This window comes from Ruminobacter sp. RM87 (assembly GCF_000701925.1).
In the GTDB taxonomy this organism is placed as follows: Bacteria; Pseudomonadota; Gammaproteobacteria; order Enterobacterales; family Succinivibrionaceae; genus Ruminobacter; species Ruminobacter amylophilus.
This window is the reverse complement of the sequence record NZ_KL370838.1, coordinates 11,222-30,584: the sequence shown is the minus strand read 5'-3', so window position 1 is coordinate 30,584 and position 19,363 is coordinate 11,222. Positions and strand designations below refer to the sequence as shown.

14 protein-coding genes are annotated in these 19,363 nt (G+C 44.6%); 8 read left to right on the top strand and 6 right to left on the bottom strand.

What is annotated here, in order from left to right; all coding sequences use genetic code 11:
• Window positions 1-297: 297 nt before the first annotated feature.
• The 3 genes from T489_RS0113230 to T489_RS13920 all read left to right on the top strand — a co-directional run bounded on the left by T489_RS0113230 (window position 298) and on the right by T489_RS13920 (window position 1,909).
• Window positions 298-552 carry a hypothetical protein gene (locus T489_RS0113230; protein ID WP_031580467.1) on the top strand — a complete coding sequence of 85 codons (255 nt, stop codon included), beginning with the start codon at window positions 298-300 and terminating at the stop codon, window positions 550-552.
• Between the two features lie 752 nt (window positions 553-1,304).
• Window positions 1,305-1,541: a hypothetical protein gene (locus T489_RS0113215; RefSeq protein ID WP_031580466.1), complete on the top strand. Its 237-nt coding sequence runs from the start codon at window positions 1,305-1,307 to the stop codon at window positions 1,539-1,541.
• 29 nt (window positions 1,542-1,570) lie between these two features.
• The gene (locus tag T489_RS13920; protein ID WP_051622178.1) at window positions 1,571-1,909 is read left to right on the top strand and encodes a BspA family leucine-rich repeat surface protein; all 339 of its coding nucleotides are present in this window, start codon (window positions 1,571-1,573) and stop codon (window positions 1,907-1,909) included.
• Between the two features lie 290 nt (window positions 1,910-2,199).
• Here the strand turns inward: T489_RS13920 and T489_RS0113200 are convergent, their stop codons facing one another.
• Together T489_RS0113200 and uvrC are read right to left on the bottom strand one after the other, a co-directional pair.
• Complete coding sequence (locus tag T489_RS0113200) at window positions 2,200-2,409, bottom strand: hypothetical protein (protein WP_031580462.1); 210 nt, start codon at window positions 2,407-2,409, stop codon at window positions 2,200-2,202.
• Between the two features lie 156 nt (window positions 2,410-2,565).
• On the bottom strand, window positions 2,566-4,398 hold the full coding sequence (gene uvrC, locus T489_RS0113195; protein WP_031580461.1) for an excinuclease ABC subunit UvrC: 1,833 nt from the start codon (window positions 4,396-4,398) through the stop codon (window positions 2,566-2,568).
• 418 nt (window positions 4,399-4,816) lie between these two features.
• Between uvrC and T489_RS0113190 the strand changes: the two genes are divergently transcribed.
• The 3 genes from T489_RS0113190 (at window position 4,817) to T489_RS0113175 (ending at window position 8,662) form a co-directional block, all read left to right on the top strand.
• Window positions 4,817-5,719 (top strand): hypothetical protein, encoded by a 903-nt coding sequence (locus T489_RS0113190; RefSeq protein ID WP_157608282.1) that lies wholly within the window; start codon window positions 4,817-4,819, stop codon window positions 5,717-5,719.
• Between the two features lie 343 nt (window positions 5,720-6,062).
• A complete protein-coding gene (locus tag T489_RS0113185) occupies window positions 6,063-7,217 on the top strand; it encodes a GTPase (protein WP_031580459.1) in 1,155 nt (384 codons plus the stop codon).
• 245 nt (window positions 7,218-7,462) lie between these two features.
• A complete protein-coding gene (locus T489_RS0113175) occupies window positions 7,463-8,662 on the top strand; it encodes a GTPase domain-containing protein (protein WP_031580458.1) in 1,200 nt (399 codons plus the stop codon).
• Between the two features lie 310 nt (window positions 8,663-8,972).
• On the opposite strand, the gene T489_RS0113170 is transcribed toward T489_RS0113175, so the two are convergent.
• A complete protein-coding gene (locus T489_RS0113170; protein WP_031580457.1) occupies window positions 8,973-10,334 on the bottom strand; it encodes a sodium-dependent transporter in 1,362 nt (453 codons plus the stop codon).
• Window positions 10,335-10,621: 287 nt separating this feature from the next.
• Between T489_RS0113170 and T489_RS0113165 the strand changes: the two genes are divergently transcribed.
• Both T489_RS0113165 and T489_RS0113160 read left to right on the top strand, forming a co-directional pair.
• Window positions 10,622-11,629 carry a hypothetical protein gene (locus T489_RS0113165; protein WP_031580456.1) on the top strand — a complete coding sequence of 336 codons (1,008 nt, stop codon included), beginning with the start codon at window positions 10,622-10,624 and terminating at the stop codon, window positions 11,627-11,629.
• Window positions 11,613-12,671 (top strand): FUSC family protein, encoded by a 1,059-nt coding sequence (locus tag T489_RS0113160; RefSeq protein WP_031580455.1) that lies wholly within the window; start codon window positions 11,613-11,615, stop codon window positions 12,669-12,671. The genes T489_RS0113165 and T489_RS0113160 overlap by 17 nt, the downstream gene beginning before the upstream one ends.
• Window positions 12,672-12,948: 277 nt before the next feature.
• Here the strand turns inward: T489_RS0113160 and uvrY are convergent, their stop codons facing one another.
• From uvrY to T489_RS13915, 3 genes are all read right to left on the bottom strand, one after another.
• Window positions 12,949-13,608, bottom strand: coding sequence for a UvrY/SirA/GacA family response regulator transcription factor (uvrY, locus tag T489_RS0113155; RefSeq protein ID WP_031580454.1), 660 nt, complete (start codon window positions 13,606-13,608; stop codon window positions 12,949-12,951).
• 342 nt (window positions 13,609-13,950) lie between these two features.
• On the bottom strand, window positions 13,951-15,252 hold the full coding sequence (codB, locus tag T489_RS0113150) for a cytosine permease (RefSeq protein WP_037320268.1): 1,302 nt from the start codon (window positions 15,250-15,252) through the stop codon (window positions 13,951-13,953).
• Window positions 15,253-15,523: 271 nt separating this feature from the next.
• On the bottom strand, window positions 15,524-19,363 hold a 3,840-nt coding region (locus tag T489_RS13915), incomplete at its 5' end, for a YtxH domain-containing protein (RefSeq protein WP_037320265.1).

Here is a 19,363-nt window from a genome sequence, read left to right as displayed (position 1 = left end):
AATGCCTGCTAACGGTTTAATTAGAGTAAATTTATAGCCGGATGTGATTATTTAACATCTGAAACTGACAGTGATTTAGATAAGACGTTTTTCATCAAGAAGGTTTGAATTATCTACGATGGAGCTATGATGGCACTGTAAACAGTGATCCTCGACAAAAGACAAATAGAATTCGCGGCGAACCATTGACCTGAGGTAACCAATCCACGTATAACAGAGTGACCAATGCCGTGCTTACACTGAGGAAAATGTCTTACCTAAATTTCTGCTTGACAAAGGTCGTTTCATAACAGCTCCATGAACTGTGTTAACACCATGAATGAGTCCATCAATACGATACTAAACACTGTTACCCGCATTAGCACCAATACCGAAGCCATTCGCAATGCCACATCGGATCAGTCCCACCTGATTGATGATACAAGCGACAAGATTCTGAAGGTAAATGATTCAAATTCAAGTATCATCAGAACCATTTCGGAAAACAAGGAGAAGACCATTTCTCTCCGTAAAAAGGCCGAAGAAATCGCAGTGGAAATCGGCACGAACTGATACTTTTGAGCATGAACTGATTCAGAGGGGATTCGCTATGCGCCGAGTCCCCTTTTTTCGTTTTAAGACACCTGTCTGAAAAAATGTTCTTAAGTTTTATTTCAGAAATCTGCGTTACTTCAGAAATCTGCGTTACTTCAGAAATCTGCGTTACTTCAGAAATCTGCGTTACTTCAGAAATCTGCGTTACTTCAGAAATCTGCGTTACTTAAGAATATTGTGTATAATCACAAATATTTCGTTAAATACAGTATTTGATAGACATAATTATGACTGATGTACGTTCAGTGCATTGATTAAGCCTCGTATGCATGCAACTTTCAGGCTGCAGAGCACGTGATTTTAACATCAGGCGTAATAACTTTAAGGGAAGAGGATCGGAATAAACATGTTCTGTACAAAATGCGGAAGCCTGATGAATGATAATGACATAAGATGCATTATCTGCGTGCGGCACCCGTGTAAAAAAGGAAGGCGACAGATTAATTATCGGAGTTTTTATCAGTCTCTTTCTGCTGTTCATCGGTCTGTTTCTGTACTTCAGCCTGTATTGCGTTATCAAAATAAGCAGAAATGAGTACACGTATGACAGAGGCTCATATTATTTTCATGATGAAAAGAACCCTGTTCTGAATTCTCCGGATGACATAAGTCAGGAACTTATTGATAAAATCATTCTCAACCGACTCAAGTCCATTACCATCAACTACCCATTTACGGAATGTGAGGATTACACCGACAGATTTATGTTTATGCAACCTGAATATCCCGCCCCGCTTTTCCCTGAAAAGAATCCGTTCAGGATTGCAGACAGCCAGAGCGGTCTTGTCAGGATAGAATTTAAAGTTTTATTCGGACCTGAAGTGACAACTCTTGACTGCGCATTTTCTGACTTTGAACATCTGGACAGCGCCGACATATCGGTTGGCCCAAATATCAGAAGCATGGCATACATGTTTGCAAATACTCCAAGTTCAATTCTCCCGTAAATCACTGGGACACTTCCAGTGTAGTCAGCATGAGAGGTCTTTTCTATAATGTCCACTTCTTTAATCAGCCGGTTGACAGATGGAATACCTCAAAGGTTGCAGACATGACTGAGATATTCATGAATGCCCGGGACTTTAATCAGCCGGTCTACAGATGGGACACCTCGCATGTCAGTTCCATGAAAAGAATGTTCATGAATGCCAGATCATTCAACCAGTCGGTCTACAGATGGAATATCGATTCCGTAAGTGATATGAGAGAGATGTTTAAAAATGCCTCCAGCTTCAATCAGTCGGTCTACAGTTGGAATATCGGCTCCAAAATCACCAAGAATATGTTCGACGGTGCCACCTCATACAGGGAATGATGCCGTATCCGGACCGTTATTCAGTTCCCTGCAGTATGAGTAACGGGGCGGTGTTTTCTATAGGTCTGCCACGTCTTTATGATATGGATATGTTCAGCTGTGCAGTCAATTTCAATCAGTCTCCTGAACAATGGATTTTCAGCAGAGGCTCCGGGGCGGGCAACGTGTTTTCGGACAACACGAAGTTCAGTCAGGAACATCAGGGACGGAGGCTTCCGTGCAAAGCAGGAAAAAGATACAGAGATCTCTTAATAAATGAATGCGGGCTTAATGGAATCGAAAAGTCCCGTTCAGGTAGGACAGGCCCCCGTACACACTCTGCAGCGGCTGCATCCGTGAATTCTGCGTGAAGTGCTTTTGACGTCAACACCTTCCGCCCTGAGTCTGCGTATTTCTCTGGCGGTTTTGTTCATGAGTTCAGGAGCCTCGTCGGGATTTACGGATTTATCCCGAAAAGCCGCCTTCTGCTTTCTTGATTTACGGACAATTTCCTGATTCATGAAAAAACTCCGATGGGTTGACAATTGAGTCTGATAAATAAGAACTGACACTTTCCGCTCAGTTCGAATTTTCAGAAGGATCCTTAGGTTATTTATAGCACAATACGGAATTTTAGTACACAGGATTCTGATTATTTAAACACCTTTACATCCAGACTATCCGTGCAGCCAGGAATAAATCTCCTCAGCAAGTTTTCTGCTGATGCCGGGAACCTTGCTGATTTCATCGGCACTGGCACGGACAAGCTCCTGCATGCCGCCCATGTGCTTGAGGAGGGCCTGTCTTCTGACAGCACCTATTCCCGGAATGTCCTGAAGACGTGACGTGACCCTGCTCTTTTCACGGCGGTGTCTGTGTCCCGTTATGGCAAAACGGTGTGATTCGTCGCGGATATGCAGCACCAGCTGAAGAGCGGGATTATCAAGTGTAAGATTGTATTCCTCATGGCTGTATCCTGTAATAAGCGTTTCGAGCCCCGCCTTTCGCCCTTCTCCCTTGGCTACGCCTATAAGAAAAGGAGGCATAACGTCCGTCACGTCTTTAAAAAGCTCGCTGATTATCTTTTCCGCCTCATGGAGCTGGCCCAGTCCGCCGTCGATGAACAGGACATCCGGGACCTTTCCGTCTGCGGAAATACCCATGAATCTTCGGGTCAGAGCCTGATGCATGGCTGCAAAGTCATCTCCGGGAGTAATACCGTCAATGTTGAAACGGCGGTATTCCTTTGTATTCGGTCCGTCCCTGTCAAACACCACACATGATGCCACTGTCAGTTCTCCCATGGTATGGGATATATCGAAGCATTCCATGCGTTCAACGCCGCTCAGCCCGAAAAGTTCCTCAAAGCCTTCAATTCGTTCGGCCATGGTGTTCTCATGGGCAAGTCTGGCCTTAAGCGAGGCATGGGCATTTGCTTCCGCAAGACGCAGATATCCCGCTCTTTCGCCACGTACAGAGGTCGTGAATCTGATTCTGCCTTCGGGAACGGCGTTTAACGCTTCCTCGATTTCAGACAGATTTTCAGGAGCATGCGCCGCTATGATCTCATCAGGAAGCGTTCTGTCCTGTCTTGGTATGAGATAGAACTGACCGATGAAGGATTCAATAAGGTATTCGTATGAATTGTCAGCCGGAAGCTTGGGAAAGTAACTCCTGGTTCCGAGTATCTTGCCCGTTCTGATGAAAAGCACGTGAACACAGGCAAGTCCGTCTTCTATGGCACAGCCGAGAATGTCAAGATCAGTGGTAATGTCTCCGCTTACCGTCTGCTGTTCCTGTACCTTTCTGAGACTGGTAAGCTGGTCGCGGAATTTGATGGCCTTTTCAAAATCAAGACTTTCCGAAGCCCTGTCCATTTCCGCTACCAGATCATTTAAAAGCTGCTGATTCCTGCCCTGAAGAAAAAGGCTGCACAGATGCACCTGTCTTGCGTATTCAGCGTTGTCGCAGATTTCCTGAATGCACGGAGCCATGCATCTTCCCATCTGATACATGAGACACGGACGGCGACGGTTTTTATAGACGGTGTTGCTGCACTGTCTTACGGGAAAGATCTTCTGAAGAAGACGCAGGGATTCGCGAACGGCTCCTGAACTCGGATAGGGACCGAAATAAGTCCCCTTCTCCTTTCTGGCTCCGCGGTGCGCGGTAAGCCGGGGATGCTTTTCCGATGTGAGAAGGATGAACGGGTATGATTTGTCATCCTTGAGCAGAATATTGTATTTCGGCTGATACTGCTTGATGAGATTACACTCCAGAATGAGCGCCTCGGTTTCGGAAAATGTCACCGTGAATTCAATGTGATCAATCAGTGATACCAGTCTTTCGGTCTTGGCGTTCGGCAGATCCTTCATGAAATACTGACCCAGACGTTTACGGAGATCTTTCGCCTTACCGATATAAATAATTACGTTATCACTGTTAAACATGCGGTAAACCCCGCTTGAATGGGGAACCGTGGCCAGAAAGGCCTCACTGTCAAAACTCATTTACAGAAAATCATCCGGAATAAAAAACATGTCATACGGCAGCTGAAAAAGAATATTTCAGAGACCTCTGACCTAATGACTGAACCACATATAACAGTGTTATAGCATAAGAGAGGAATTTAGTACAGAACGATCAGGCTTTATTGCCGACAGGATGAATACAGTCCTGAACATCCATTGAAAAAAAGAGGTCGCATAATGAAATAACTGATTTTGACAGACATGCATAATTCAGAAATAATAATAAATGTGGTTTATCCGGCATAAACATAATACGGCATGAAAACTTATGTACAGAACCAAGAATAGAAAATTAAAAAAGAAATCTAAAGCTGCCTCCCGGAAAAAGTTTTATATTTGCGCAGGTATTATCGAAATCAGTTTCTGCATAATGATAACGGCATTATCCTTAAGGAACATGCTTAATCTGAGTAGAGAAACTGAGGATATTATTTTCTGGGGCTGCGCTTTTGTATCTATGGCATGTCTTCCTTTTACCTCTATTTATGATTATGAATTGAATTTACCGGAGACAGATGATCTTGAAAAAATGTTAAGGAACGGAACTTACTTCACAAGAGACGTCTGGCAGAGAAAATACGGAGAATTCAGGAAGCGTCATCAGGTTCGCAGAATATTTCTGCAGTCCATGACAATGGATCTGAGTTACCGTTTCATACTGAAACGACTGGCAATTGACTATCTTGCGTTTTTATACCTGATTCCTTTTCTGTCATTACTTCTGTCGTTTGGAATTATATACTTTGCACCGTCCGGAATGAGTACAATCAGTATATTCCTAACCCTGCTTGCGACCGGAGTATCGTGTGAATTTCTCTATCTGACCACTGTATTTCTTTTTTCCCGAAGCATTTTCCCGAAATGGCTGGCAGAGCATCCTGAATACAGAAACAGAGCCAACGACATCAGGCTGTCATATTCAAACGGAAAAGCTTTTATTTCAGGCTACAGCTGTGTGATTATAGGTGATAAATATCTTCATGCATTCGATGGCAGAAGTTTTTATACCGTTCTGCGAAAAGAAATACAAAGAACCGGATGGCATATCGTAAGGAAGGTTGTCAGAAGGAGAAGGTACGATGATAAATATCTGTTCAATATTCATTTCTCATCCGCAGGTCAGAAAAGACATGAAGATTTTAAGATAACTCTGGATCAGTTTCAGATAAAAATGATTATGGACGTTTTATTTCCAGGCACTTCTGATGATAATGAAGTAATTATGGAGGTGAATTACTGCTCAAGGCATGAATTACAGTTATTTGGCGATAATTCCCAACCTATAATGGACGATGAATAATCCATTAATAAGGACAGCAGAAATGACTTAACAGCGCAGTCAGAATTTCATTTCGGGAAATACAGATGATGTTTTAATTGTGTTAAGGTCCCCGTATTACTGCAATCCATAACGTCAGCTCTCATTAAGGACCATACAAATGAGAGCTCAGCAACAAAATTTTTTTCTCCAGTCCGAAAGTATTATTAATTCATAGTAATAATCAATAGAATTGATAGTACAAGGTGGATATGATTTTTAGACTGTCCTGTCTGTTTCCGGACATCCCGTGCATATTCATCATGAAATGAAGTATTCACTTCATACTCCGTACAGTCAAGAAAGGCATAAGAGAGGTACGCATATGAGCTTAGCTGATAAACTCGACACGACTCAGATTGAAAGCAATCTGGCTCAGGAAATGAACAGTTTCATGAAAAATCTGGATAAACCAAACATTCTGCTTGCCGGCCCTACCGGTTGCGGTAAAAGTACCCTCTGCAATCTTGTTTTCGGCAGAGAGATCTGTAAAGTCGGCTGCGGAACTCCGGTAACCAGAGGCATAAATAAAATCACCGATCCTGATATTCCGGTTACCGTTTTCGATTCCGAAGGATATGAAACCGGCGCCGACTTCGGCGACGGCGGTCAGGACAGTTCTCAGAACTACTACAGCATAATCACCGGTTTTCTCGACTCTCAGCACGATGCAGGCCATCCGGTTGATGTTGTCTGGTATTGTGTAAGTGCACCGTCCGAACGTATTACGGATGCTGATTTCAAGGTAATCAGGGCTTTTCAGGACAGAAAGATTCCCGTAGCACTGATTCTTACTCAGATTGATGTGGCAACAGAGGAAACCTGCGAAACACTGAAGAGGATAAGCATCAGTGAACTGGGTGAAAACTTCAGAGAGAATATCTTTGAAAGCTCCATTGACTACCTGAACATTCCGGTGCCGGCCGGTATTAAGGAGCTTCATGAATGGACTCTCAGACAGCTGCCTGAATCAAGAAAGGAATCATTCATCATCTCCTGCAACAAGAATTTTGATCAGAAATTTGAACAGTGTCTTAACTATACAAAAATTGCAGTTGCCGCAGCCGCCACGGCGAGCGTATCTCCAGTTCCATTTTCCGATGCGGCCATAATTACACCTATACAGATCGGACTTATCAGTAAAATTCTTACGGTCTGGAATCTTAACCAGCTGGAAAAACTGGTTGGATGCGTGGCTCTCGACACCATCCTCCCTTCCATAGGCAAATCAATTGCCGGTAATCTGATTAAGATGCTCCCCGGATTCGGAAGTTTCGCCGGAGCAGTGATTAACGCCGGGGTTTCATCATCAATCACATACGGACTCGGTTATGCTCTCAGCAAGGCATGCAAGGAGATTCACCGTCACGTTCTCGACGGTTCAAACATAGATCTCAACGAAGTATTCAATTCTCAGTTTGCCAATGCCGTTTTTGAATATGCAAAGCAGTACAAAAAAGACAATTACGGTAATAAGTAATCAGGAAGCCCTTTTTCAGATATGTGGCAACTGCCGGTTAAACATGAATTTTTATGTTCAGCCGGCTGTTGAGAAAGCATCCCGGATTCATCGGCAGAGACTGTTCAGTTTCATCTGTAACCGTGGAAGCTTGGAAGCAGGAATTCAGCCTGTCATGCTTCGGTTCAAGGTGACAGCCTCAATACTGCATCCGCAGCCGGACACCGGCTCCTGTCCCTGACTGACAAAAATGCAGGAAAATAAAAATGCATACAGACATAACCAATGTTCACGGCTCAAAAAACCGGAAGACCCCGAAAAACCATAATACCAATATTCTGATACTCGGTAAAACAGGCGTAGGCAAATCCAGTCTTGTCAATTACCTGTACGGACAGAACATTGCAATTGCCAAATCAGGAAAACCCGTGACTGAACTAGGTTTTCACAGACACTCCCCCTTCATGTACAGAAGCCTTACGGTTACCGTTTATGATTCATGGGGACTGGAATCCGATAAGGTTAATGAGTGGCGGAGAGACCTGACGGCAGAGCTTGAAAGAACCAATACGGACAATATCGCCGACTGGTTTCATACCGTAATCTACTGCTATGATGCAAAACGCTCCCGCCTTGATGATTATGAGAAAACCCACATACTTGATGAACTCGTAAATAACGGTGTAAAAATCATTTTCGCCATGACCAAATGGGGATTGTGCAGTGAGCGTGAAAAAAGCGCGGCCAGAGAAACGCTGAATAAATTCTACCCCGGGTTCAGTCTGATTCCAATCGAATCAGTCAGTCAGAAGCTGCGTAACCAGACCACTACCGTTCAGCAGGGCCGGGAGGAGCTTTTTAACGAAATATGTATCAACCTGCGTGATAACCTGATAGCCAGACTCATATCCAGAACGAGGGAACAGAACCTGAACACCCTGAAAAAGTCAAAAGAAGAAGTTCTTGAATATTATGACAGTAAATCAGGTTTCTTCACGATTTACGGTGAGAATTTCAAGAACGCCATCATTGAACACACCTCTGAAGTATACCGGGCAAATCTTAAGAGAGATTATAATGATTTTTCCGCTTTTTACGATCAGATTAATGACATGAGCAGACAGGTAGTCAGAGCGTATACCGGGCTGAACATTGATACTCATGGTAAAATCATTGATGATATTGTTTCCCGCTACGCGAACATTGTCACGGGATGGGAGAACAGTTTCAGAGAATATCTGTCCAGCATTCTGATGTTTTTGTCCGGATTGCCGTGGCTGATTATACGACGCATCTGGATTACCAGATCCTACAGAAAAAAGATTGAAAACAAACTTGATGAATTAAACAGAAAAGTATCTGACGACATTACAGTATTCCTGGACAGCATACAGAATACAGAAAACCACATAAAAGAGAAATTCCTGAACACAATGCGTGCCAGAATGAACTCCGGAAAGCATTAAATAACCGTGAAGCAGTATCCGCCTGTAAACGCATCCGCTGATACGTGTCGCCTGAATCCGTTAAGGTACATACCATGTTTTCGTATTGGACTGCGTAAATTTCCGTGTCATCCCGAAGAAATCAATATCAAAAGTCAGACGGTCGGTTCAGCGCCGGAAATTTTACCCAGGCATATCGAAGAGACATCAACCGCAGACACAGATTAAGGACAATGAAATCATACTGTTCCCGGCCGCCGGTCTGATAATAAAAAAGTCCGTATACCGGGCGGTATAACGGACTTACAGTATCAGAGCCGGGGAATAAATTTTATTTTGTCATCAGCAGCTGACTTACCATGATCAGCAGAATCAGAGCAGGAACAATGAATCTGATTATAAACAGAAATACCCCCTGCCATCTGAATGAAAACATTCCTGAACTGGTAACCTCGTCAACCACGTCTGCCTTCTTCATTCTCCATCCCAGGAACAGAGCTGAACCGAGACCGGTAAGAGGAAGAATAAGCTTTGAGGTGGCGTAGTCAAGAAAATCAATCAGATTCATGCCGAACACCTTAAGAAAATCCCAGGGGCCCAGAGAAAGTGATGACACGAAAGCGATTGCCAGTGCGGAAACTGATACCAGCGTGGCTGAACGTCTTCTGGAGTATCCTGTTTTTTCAGCAACAAAGGCTGTGGCAACCTCATGCAGAAACATTGCTGAGGTTACGGCTGCAACAAACAATATGCAGTAGAAAAATGTCGGAACAAACCACAGAAGCACTGAATTATCCCTGAATGCGGAATTAAACACTGAAGGAAGTGACACGAATACCAGACCGGTACTTTCGGCAGGAGAGAGTCCCGGCACGGAGAATACCGCAGGGAAAATAATAAGACCGGCAAGAATTGCCACAAAGGTATCAATGAGCCCCACCTGAAGAGCTGTTCTGCCGAGATTTACTTCCCGTCTGAAATATGAGGCATATGTTATCAGCCCCATGCCGATGGATACTGAGTAGAAGCACTGTCCCAGCGCGGAGAGACATACCTCGGGGGTAATCTTTGAGAGCTGAAAATCAAAAAGGAATTTATAGCCTTCACCGGCTCCGGGCATGGTTGCGGCAACGCCTGCAAGGATCAGCAGGATAATAAACAGAGCCGGCATCAGCAGCTTGGATGATCTTTCGATCCCCTTTTCAACGCCGGCACTGATAATGAAATGAATGATTCCCATGGTTATGCCGGTGAATACCAGAGGCTTCCACGGATTGGTCACGAAGTTTCCGAAATGAGATTCGAAACTGTTGTTGCATGCTTCAAGGGTAAGATTCCCGGCAGCACTTTCGCAGAAATAGAAAAGCACCCACGCTACTATTATCACGTAATAGGTAAAGATAAAGTAGGCAACCAGCGAAGATGCGGTACCGATCCATCCCCACGGTGACCCCGGTGCCAGCTTTCTGTAGGCAAGACCGACATTGGCTTTTGCCCTGCGCCCTATTATAAATTCAGTAAGCAGAAGCGGAATTCCAAAGATCAGAATAATGCCGAGATAAACAAGCAGAAAAGCAGAACCTCCGTTCTGTCCCACCTGTGTCGGGAAACGCCATATGTTTCCCAGACCGACGGCGGAACCGGCAACCGCCAGCAGTCCCCCGAATTTTGATACAAAGGCAGATCTCGCCATAAATAAGCTCCAGAAACACAGTCAGATTTATACATAAAGACATGTATGCAAAAGATATTTTCGTACGGTTTTCACGAACGCGTACGGCTATTATATAAAAAACAACAGTGCAATTGTATATTTTACGGCAGGAAGTGTCGGTATTCTCCTAAAACATCACTGGATGAATGCTTTTATCCGAATAAAATATCCATCAGCGCAATTCCGTGAATTACAGCATTTGCATTTAGATCAGCCCTCAAATAGAATAGGAATATGTACCTGCGAAATCAGTACAGAGAGGAATCATGATAGGAATTACCGACTATATCCGCAATGATCTGGAAGGCGTTTACACGGCTGAACTGTTCCGAGGAACCGTAAGCATGTTTCTTGCCGTGATTCTTACGCAGCTGGTAGACCTCGGTGAAGCCCGCGCCTACATTCTCATTGTGGCACTCAACGGACTCAGATCCATGACCGGAGAATCTCTTCCGCGGAGACTCTTCAACATTATGGTCAGTCTGATGCTGCTTGTAGGTACCATAGGACTCAGCATCTGGTACGGTCACAATCATCTGTACATTCCGCAGATTATCACCTGCATAATTCTGTCATCAGCCACCGTATATGCCCTGGCAAAACACAAGCCGGCATCCGGAACAGTCATGTTCATGAGCGTGTTCAACATCGTGAACTTCGGTATGGGCCTGCTTGACGTGAATCACGAGGTTACACCGTACAACTTTTCTATAGCCGCCGGTCTGGGATCACTGTGCGTGATTTCCGCAGTCCTTGCCGTACCTGTTCTTAAATTCCACTGGTGTATTCTGATAAATCACTGTTTCTATCATGATCTCCGACTCTATACGGGGATGATGAGCAAATCCAGTTATTATGATTCATTCTCTGACCTGAGTGAGAAAGCAAAAAACAGACTTCTTATGCTTCAGAGTTCCCTCTACAATATCACCAGGCACGTTGATGATCCGGAAAGACGCCGAAACTACATCAGCATTCTTAACGGTATAGTGCTCATTACCTACTGGCCGACATCCAACACCGATGAAAATCACGTGGCGCACATCAACAGCTTAAGGAACAGAATATTTTCGCACCTTTATGAACTTCTGTCCGCCAGAGGTAAAAAACAGACCGCGACAGCTGTAGACAGCATCAAAAACTTCAAGACCAACATGGCCGTAGGACCCGCCGATCCGTTCTGCAACGGAGAGATGCAGAGACATGCGGCCGAAGTTATTGATGCCATTACCGACCTGAAAATCAGAGAGTACGACCATGAAGAAAAACAGTAACCGGATTCTTAAATCCCAGATTAAGGTAATGGCCGTTTCCATGCTGACAGCGGAACTCGCGGCCTGGGCATATCCCGTGGATCAGAGCTTCTGGATTCCGCTCACCACATTCTGCGTATGTCTTTACATAGACACGCCCCTTACCGCTCTCAGAAGAACAGTACACCGCATAGGCGGAAGTATTTACGGCGTTATCGTTGCAGGTATCGTGTGTCTTCTTTTTCCGACCGAAGCCGGTCTGATGACATTTCTGGTAATCTTTGCAGGACTTACCCTGTGGAGTCGGGCCTTCTCCTCACTGTATTACCTCTTCGTCTCCTGCATTACCGCTGCAACCATCATGCTTCTTGCCATACTGATGCGGCATACCGCGCTGACTCCTGATTATCTGATAACGGAAAGAGTAATATTTACGATTATCGGAGCCGTTATTTCTCTGGCTGTCAGCGCGGCTTTCATGCCCGCTTCCGAAAAACCTGACATGCTTAAAACATACAGGCACTATCTCACCAGATTCTATTTTGAATACCGCACCTGCATCTATTCCATGCAGGATCACAATCATGCCGACCGCATGAAAATGCAGCTTCGCGTAAATGAAATCCTCAACAGCAGCCGGGTATATCAGGAAAAACTTCCTATATGGCGTTATGCCCTGTTCTTCAACGTCTTTATTTTCAGGGCGTTCTCCAGATTTCTGCACCGCATTCACAAAATGAGAATACTCAACATGGTGCTGATTTCCGGTATCAGAAATCTCCCCGAAGAACTGGTATTTGATGAAAGAATCAGAAAGCTTCTGGAACTCAACAGAATTCTTACCAAGAGAATTCTGCTTAGTCTGATGAGGCTGGATAAAAACAGAGCCGAATACTATCTGAACGACCTGCACACCGTTAACAACAACCTTGAACTGAGCCTTCGTCAGTTTGAATCCTGCACCACTATCCTTATCTCCATAAGGGACCTTGAGCAGGATCTGGCTCATCTTAAAAACGGTGCCGTTCAGATCTATTTAAGTTACAGAAACAGAATGGTTTAACGCTGACAGGCGTGTCGGGAAATACCGTTCTTCCTTTATCAGACCGTTTGCTTCACTCTGTTTTCAGTTCCTTTAATTTTATCAGAGCCACGGTTAAATCAGATGTATAAGAAAGCCAGAGACTGTATGTCCGGATAAAATCATCACACCAGAGATAAAAACTTTCAGAAAGACAAGATGAAAAACGAAAGCACTAAAAACACGCTTTCGGTTTTCATCTCTGCATATATGCAGAACAACACCTGACCGGACAATGCACCGCGTTTTTACCGGAACACTATTTCTGTCCGTCAAGTCCGTATCTTAAGGCAAGTCTGGTAAGTTCAACGTCACCGTTGATACCAAGCTTCTTGAACACCCTGTACCTGTAGCTGTTTACGGTCTTAGGGCTTATGGCAAGTCTGTCAGCGATTTCACTGACCTTCATTCCCTGAGAAATCATGGTACTAATCTGCAGTTCACGTTCTGCAAGTATTCCGAAAGGATTGCCGTCATCACCGACCTCTTTCTTACCGTTTCCCGGAAATCTGACGAGTGCCATCATCTGAGCAATATTGGATTCCAGGTATCTGTGACCTGAGAATACTTCGTGAATGGCTTTGAGCATTTCCTCAGCGGAAGCACCTTTAGTAAGGAACCCCCATGCTCCTGCTTTCATCACCTGACTGGGAATCGGATCATCGGTATGAACGGTAAGCATAATGATTCGGGCCCCCGGATTGTATCTTAAGATACGTTTTGTGGCCTCTATACCGTCGATGCCGGGCATATTCATATCCATAAAGATAATGTCGCACTGATGCTGTCTGCACCATGAAACAGCCGCTTCACCGCTTGACGCTTCGCCTACGACATTAATTCCCGTACATTCCTCCAGTATCTTGCGGATACCTGTACGAACCAGGTCATGATCGTCTACTAAAAAAATATTTATCAACTTCTCAGCACCTTACCATAACTGTTCCGATGTTGACACAGAACAGAAATGAAGTTTGTTATAACACTGCTGGAATATCACATTATTATAATCAGTTTATTAATATCCCACACATAGCAAGCATGTAATAAGTCCTATAATAAGGATAACTTTTTACAGATTTTCATTAAACCTGCGAAACATATTTTTTTGAACTTTAGCAAAATAAAAAAAAACGTTTGCACAAGATTTAAACGCAACTATGCGAATTACGGCGTATTTTAGCAAATTTCACAGATAAAAGCCTGTGATACTGTCTAAACAGTGACCTAAAAGCTAAATAAATTTAATTTTGTACAAATATTATCCTTTAAAATCACTGTTCAGAGACTTTCCGTCATTAATTTTATTATTAAGTCCGCGGTTTCTATTCTTTATTTCGGGATAACTGAGCACCGTCCATACCAGAACGGCCGCTGCAATGGAATTAATTCCTGCGCATCCGAAATCAAGCGAATTACCAGCCACAAGGCCTGCAACAGTACCTAGAAGAGCAGGAATGCAGCTTCCTGATTTTGTGTTTTCATCCGTATATTTATACGGAAAAACAAAATAATCAGCTATGAGGATTCCGCCGACGGCAGGAAGTGTTGCACCCAGGAAAACCAGCCAGTGTACAAAATTATTGAAAAGCCAGAATGCCGCTATCGTTCCCAGGAGTCCTCCGGCAATAACCATAATTTTCTTCGGTACCAGAAAAATGCTCGAAAGACTCAGACCGCTGGAATAAAGAGCGTTATCGTTGGTGGTCCATATATTGGCGCCCAGAACCACAAAAGCGGAGAGGACCAGTCCCTGAGACATCATGACGTAAAAAATGTCATCACTTCCCGTGCAGTACGCACCTGCCGCTCCGAAGACAATCATCAGAGAATTTCCGAACATAAAGGCGGAAACGGTGGACACAACCGAACTGAACGGACGGGCTGCAAACCTGGTGAAATTCGGAGTTGAGCATCCTCCTGAAATAAAACTTCCTATAACCAGAGCAACCATGGAATTCATGTCATAAACAGGCACCTCCGAACCGGAACTTAAGGATGGAGATAAAACCTTAACGCTTAAGGCAAGATAAAGGGAAAGACTGCCCAGGACTATAATAAGAGGAACAGCAATATAGCTTATAACCTCAAGACCTTTGAATCCTATATAGGCAGAGGTTGTCATGGCAAGGCCTGCAATGGAAATGGTAAGATACGGAGAACATTCGAAGAATCCCGCAGCAGGAATGGCAAACATGGCTGAGCATACTCCGAACCATCCAATCTGCGTGACGGCAAGCATGGCTGACGGAATGATAAAGGCCTTACTGCCGTAAGCTCTGCGGCACAGCTGATCATAGGTCATGCCGGTACGGCTTCCGATATAACCGAGCACTCCCGTAAAGGCGGACAGAAAAAGACCGCCGAGAAGCATGGCAGTTATAAAACTGTGAGGATTGGTGCCGACACCGATTTTGGCTCCGACAGCCATGCCGGTGGAATTGAAGGCGAATCCGACCATGACAAACAGAAGCGGCCAGAATCCCTTTCTGGCATTTAATGGAACCGGGGTAAATGAATAGTCGGCGTCCGACGCTTCCGGGTCTTTTTTAAGGATATGCATATTACCAGCTCCTTCCGGTCAGTTGAAGATATGAAGAATAATTACTTAATGTTCCGCAATTACTCCCCCATTAATAATTATATTTTCATATACCCGGACATACGGGCAGAAAATCATTACCGATCTTCAAAAAATGTGCATTGGCGTATAAGTTTACGAATTATCCGGTTGAAAAAATGCCTTACTGAAGTTCGCCGAATAAGTATCCCGGACAAAAAAAGAGTGTTACTCAAAAAAGTAACACTCAAATTGCTGGTTATATACCTATTATCTACTTACTGATAATAGTTCCTTCAGACTTTGCCTCGGCAGCTTTCTTCTTTTCGAGTTCAGTCTTAAGACAGTTCTGACATCTTGAGTAGATTTCAGAACCGTACATCAGTTCGTCACCTTCAGTTACCACGTAACTTCTGTGACATTCATGACACTTGCTGATTGATTTGGTGTGCATGAACTTGGTCTTGCATGACTGACAGAATTTAGGACTGTCGTTGCCGGCAACCTTTATGTCTCTGTAGCTTACCAGGAAGGTCTTGCCGCAGCATGAACACTTGGCCAGACGTCCGCGCTGGTTGAAGCAGTGATGACAGAATCCGTCGGTTACGGCTGCATCAATCTTTGATACTGCAGAACGGCAGAACTTACATTCAACTGAATATGCTGAATCAGCTGATGCGGCTCTTGACGGAGAAATTTCAAGTGCCATAGGCGCAACTGCAGGACTGGTGATTTCAACCATAAACTTCTTCATCAGGGTAATCCATTCATTTACGGTCTTGCGGCGTTCAGGTTCATGATAGCCGGCAGACAGAGATGAAATGAATGCTTCCTTGATATACTGAGGCAGATAACTCCAGATATAGAACGCTTCATCCTTTGGCGGAACCATAGGGTCAAACACGTTTTCAGGGAATCTGAAAGCGGTAAGCTTATCAACCGGTACGCCCTGCAGATAACTGGTTACATACGGACTTCTGCCGAGGAACACCAGCTTGAACAGAGTATGTGCGACCACATATCTGTCGCTGATTTCACTGGCCATATTGGCTGAAAGTTCACTTGAAAGCTCAGGTGCGGTAACTGCATTGAGCTGCGGCAGATAAGGATAATCGCCTACCTGCATCTTTTCAATATTGAGGAATGACAGCTTCTTGGAGGCATCAATTGCCAGAGCATTAAGGTCTTCAACACCGAGGTAGATGTTCAGTTCATGCAGCTTGGCTACCTTGGTGAGATAGTCAAGAGCAAGCTTAACGATATCAACACGGTTGTAATCGTGGAAGAAGTAATCCTTTGAATTGCACATTACCTGCAGAGAAGTGGTATTGAAGCTTCTCATTACGCAACCTACAATGTCACCTGCTTCATTCTTAACAAGAGCTCTAGGCCATTCAACACCGTCTACGCTTACCATGTTGTCCATCATTGTTTCGAGCTTGGCAATCATGGAAGCGGTAAGAGAGTCACGACCGAAGATCTTGATAATGGTTCCGGGATCCTTGTCGTTTGCATAGATTGCAAGGCTCTGACTCATAATGATTGGCTTGCTGAGCTTAACTTCACTGCCGTTAATAAACACACTGTCGTTAAGCTTAGGAATATTTACGATTCCGAGGCCGATGGTAGTCTGATAAGGATTACCTGTTCTTGCAAACGGAACAGGAGCGACATTATCAGTTACTGCAACTTCAGATTTGTCTTCAGTAACCCTGGTAACCTGAGCAGTTTCCTCAACCTTTGAGGCTACGGTCTTAACCGCTTCAACACTCTGGCTGGCGCCGGTCTTGAGTCCGTCCTGACTGCTGATTACGATATCAACGGTCTGTGACTGGGTTGAAGTGGCGTCGATACGGGCCTGACTTACCTCTTCCTTCTTGTTCTCAAGATCTTTGTAACGCTGTTCAATCATCTGATTCACGCGCGCATAATCCTGAGAACTTCTTTCAGGATTTGTCCTCTGAGCGGTTGATGATTTAGGCTTGTCACTGAACAGTGAACTGTCGAAACCGCGTACGTCGGATACCTTTCTGGAAGCCTGACCTGCCTTGTTTGCAGCATTACCGTAATTGGTCTTGCGCTTGTCATTGGCATTATAGAAGTTGGATGATTCCAAATTTCTCTTGACGGATACTTCTGAACGCTGGCTTACCTCGTAGTTACGAAGCAGCTTCTTGCGTTCTTCAGTCATTTCAAATTCAGAAATAGGAGTTTCATCCTTGGCCTTGGCTGTTGGAGAGTATACGAAATCGGCATTTTCACCTTCAAGTTCAAATTCCTCAATAGCCTTGACGGTGTTAACTTCGCGGGCGTAATCCTCGGCTTCCTGTGCCTTGCGGCTCTTTTCAGCCTTCAGAGCTTCAACGAGACCTATGCTGTTGATACGATGACGTTCCTTAAGCTCGGCTGCCTTTTCGGCATTCACGTTAAAGCCGCGATCTGTCTGTTCGAGCTTGAAATCCTGAGGTACGTGTGAAACCTTGATCTTGCCGAGTGCGATGTCTTCTTCACGCTGCTTGGCTTCACGTTCAAGTTTGGCCTTCTTTTCAGCTTCTCTTTCCTTCTGAATCTTTTCCAGATCCTTGCTTGAAAGATTGAACCCGGTGGCACTTGGCTTAAGATTAAGTGCAGCAGGAGTCTTGTCCTCTTCACGAATTGCATCAGACTGACCGGCTGAAGCGGTTGACTTCACCTGATCAATTGAGGAAAGCATTGAATTAACGATGGACTTGCCCTTGGCGGCATACTGTTCCTTGGTAAGCTTTGGATTAACAGGAGTCAGGTTCTTAACAAGATCCTTGATTTCCTTGCTCTTCTTTTCAGCACCGAGGTCGTTAACTTCTGCAGCCACTGAATCTTCAGACTTCTTTTCGGCGGCTGAGGCATCAATGCCTGACTTAATCTGTTCTGAAGCAAGTTCAACAGTCTTTTCAAAAGTCTTTTTGATTTCCTCTGATCTTTCAGCCATGGCTGAAGCACTGCCGACATTTACGCTGTTTTCAACCTTTGTCTTCTTTGCCAGTTCTGAAACCGCATCCTTGTAAGATGAGGATGAGGCGGCGGTGATATTTTCACTGCTTTCAGAAGCAGCTGCAGCACCGCTGTTTGAACGGTTAACAATGTTGCTTGCAATATCGGACACACGGAATCTGTTTAACCCGTTGTCTGCAGGAATTCTTCCGTCTGCAGAAACACTGTTTATAGCGTCCTTTGCGGAAATTGAAACCTTTACATCGGTCTTGGCAACTGCAGTATCAGGTGAATGCACCTTTATCGCATCAGCCAGGGAAACGGATGCTCCCTTGCTGTCAAAGTTTGAACTGTCTGAAACCTGAGGCTTTGAAGGAACATCCGTTACCTTGGCTGTTCCGGAATCAATTGCACTCTTTGCAGTTTCGTGACTTAAGTTCAGAAGTTCTTCAGTAGCGGCTTCATCAGCTTTCAGATCGCCCTTCTTTGAAGAAGCGTCATCTGCAGAAACCTGAGACTTGGCGGACTCATCATGATGTTCATCCGCTTTCTTCTTGGCAGAGAACATGAAATTGGAGGCACCAGACTTGAATGAGTAGGTCTTGTGTTCCGGTTCAGCGGCAGCGGCGACACCTGCAGTGGCAGACGCTATGGCAGAAGCCACGGTCTTTTCAGTGGCATTTGCAGGTTCCCTGATGTCACTCTTCTTCTTAACAGAGAACATAAAGTTAGGACCGCCTGACACGAATGAGTGATTCTTATGCTCTTCATGCTTTTCCTGAACTGTTTCTTCCTTCTTCGGTTCCGGCTTCTTACCCTTTGTAAAATTAAAACCGAGACCGGAAGACTGGAACTTAACCTTCTTGTTATGATCTTCTGAATGTTCGGTGCCGGATGTCTTGGCTGTATCACCGACAATAGCCTCAATGGTATCCTTTACGCTCTTTACCGGCTTGCTTTCTGAAACAGCATCCTTAACTTCAGACACCTTTTCAGCAACAGCATCCTTAACGTCTGCGACTGTTTCCTTTACTTCGGCAGCCTTGTCAGCTACTGCAGTCTTGACTTCCTGAGCCTTTTCGGAAACTGCTTCCTTAACCTCAGCAACGGTTTCCTTGGCTTCAGCAACCTTGTCAGCTGCTGC

Coding starts and splice junctions, on each gene's coding strand:
- T489_RS0113230 (WP_031580467.1), top strand. CDS start 298: ATGAACTGTGTTAACACCATGAATGAGTCCATCAATACGATACTAAAC.
- T489_RS0113215 (WP_031580466.1), top strand. CDS start 1,305: ATGCAACCTGAATATCCCGCCCCGCTTTTCCCTGAAAAGAATCCGTTC.
- T489_RS13920 (WP_051622178.1), top strand. CDS start 1,571: ATGAGAGGTCTTTTCTATAATGTCCACTTCTTTAATCAGCCGGTTGAC.
- T489_RS0113200 (WP_031580462.1), bottom strand. CDS start 2,409: ATGAATCAGGAAATTGTCCGTAAATCAAGAAAGCAGAAGGCGGCTTTT.
- uvrC (WP_031580461.1), bottom strand. CDS start 4,398: ATGAGTTTTGACAGTGAGGCCTTTCTGGCCACGGTTCCCCATTCAAGC.
- T489_RS0113190 (WP_157608282.1), top strand. CDS start 4,817: ATGCTTAATCTGAGTAGAGAAACTGAGGATATTATTTTCTGGGGCTGC.
- T489_RS0113185 (WP_031580459.1), top strand. CDS start 6,063: ATGAGCTTAGCTGATAAACTCGACACGACTCAGATTGAAAGCAATCTG.
- T489_RS0113175 (WP_031580458.1), top strand. CDS start 7,463: ATGCATACAGACATAACCAATGTTCACGGCTCAAAAAACCGGAAGACC.
- T489_RS0113170 (WP_031580457.1), bottom strand. CDS start 10,334: ATGGCGAGATCTGCCTTTGTATCAAAATTCGGGGGACTGCTGGCGGTT.
- T489_RS0113165 (WP_031580456.1), top strand. CDS start 10,622: ATGATAGGAATTACCGACTATATCCGCAATGATCTGGAAGGCGTTTAC.
- T489_RS0113160 (WP_031580455.1), top strand. CDS start 11,613: ATGAAGAAAAACAGTAACCGGATTCTTAAATCCCAGATTAAGGTAATG.
- codB (WP_037320268.1), bottom strand. CDS start 15,252: ATGCATATCCTTAAAAAAGACCCGGAAGCGTCGGACGCCGACTATTCA.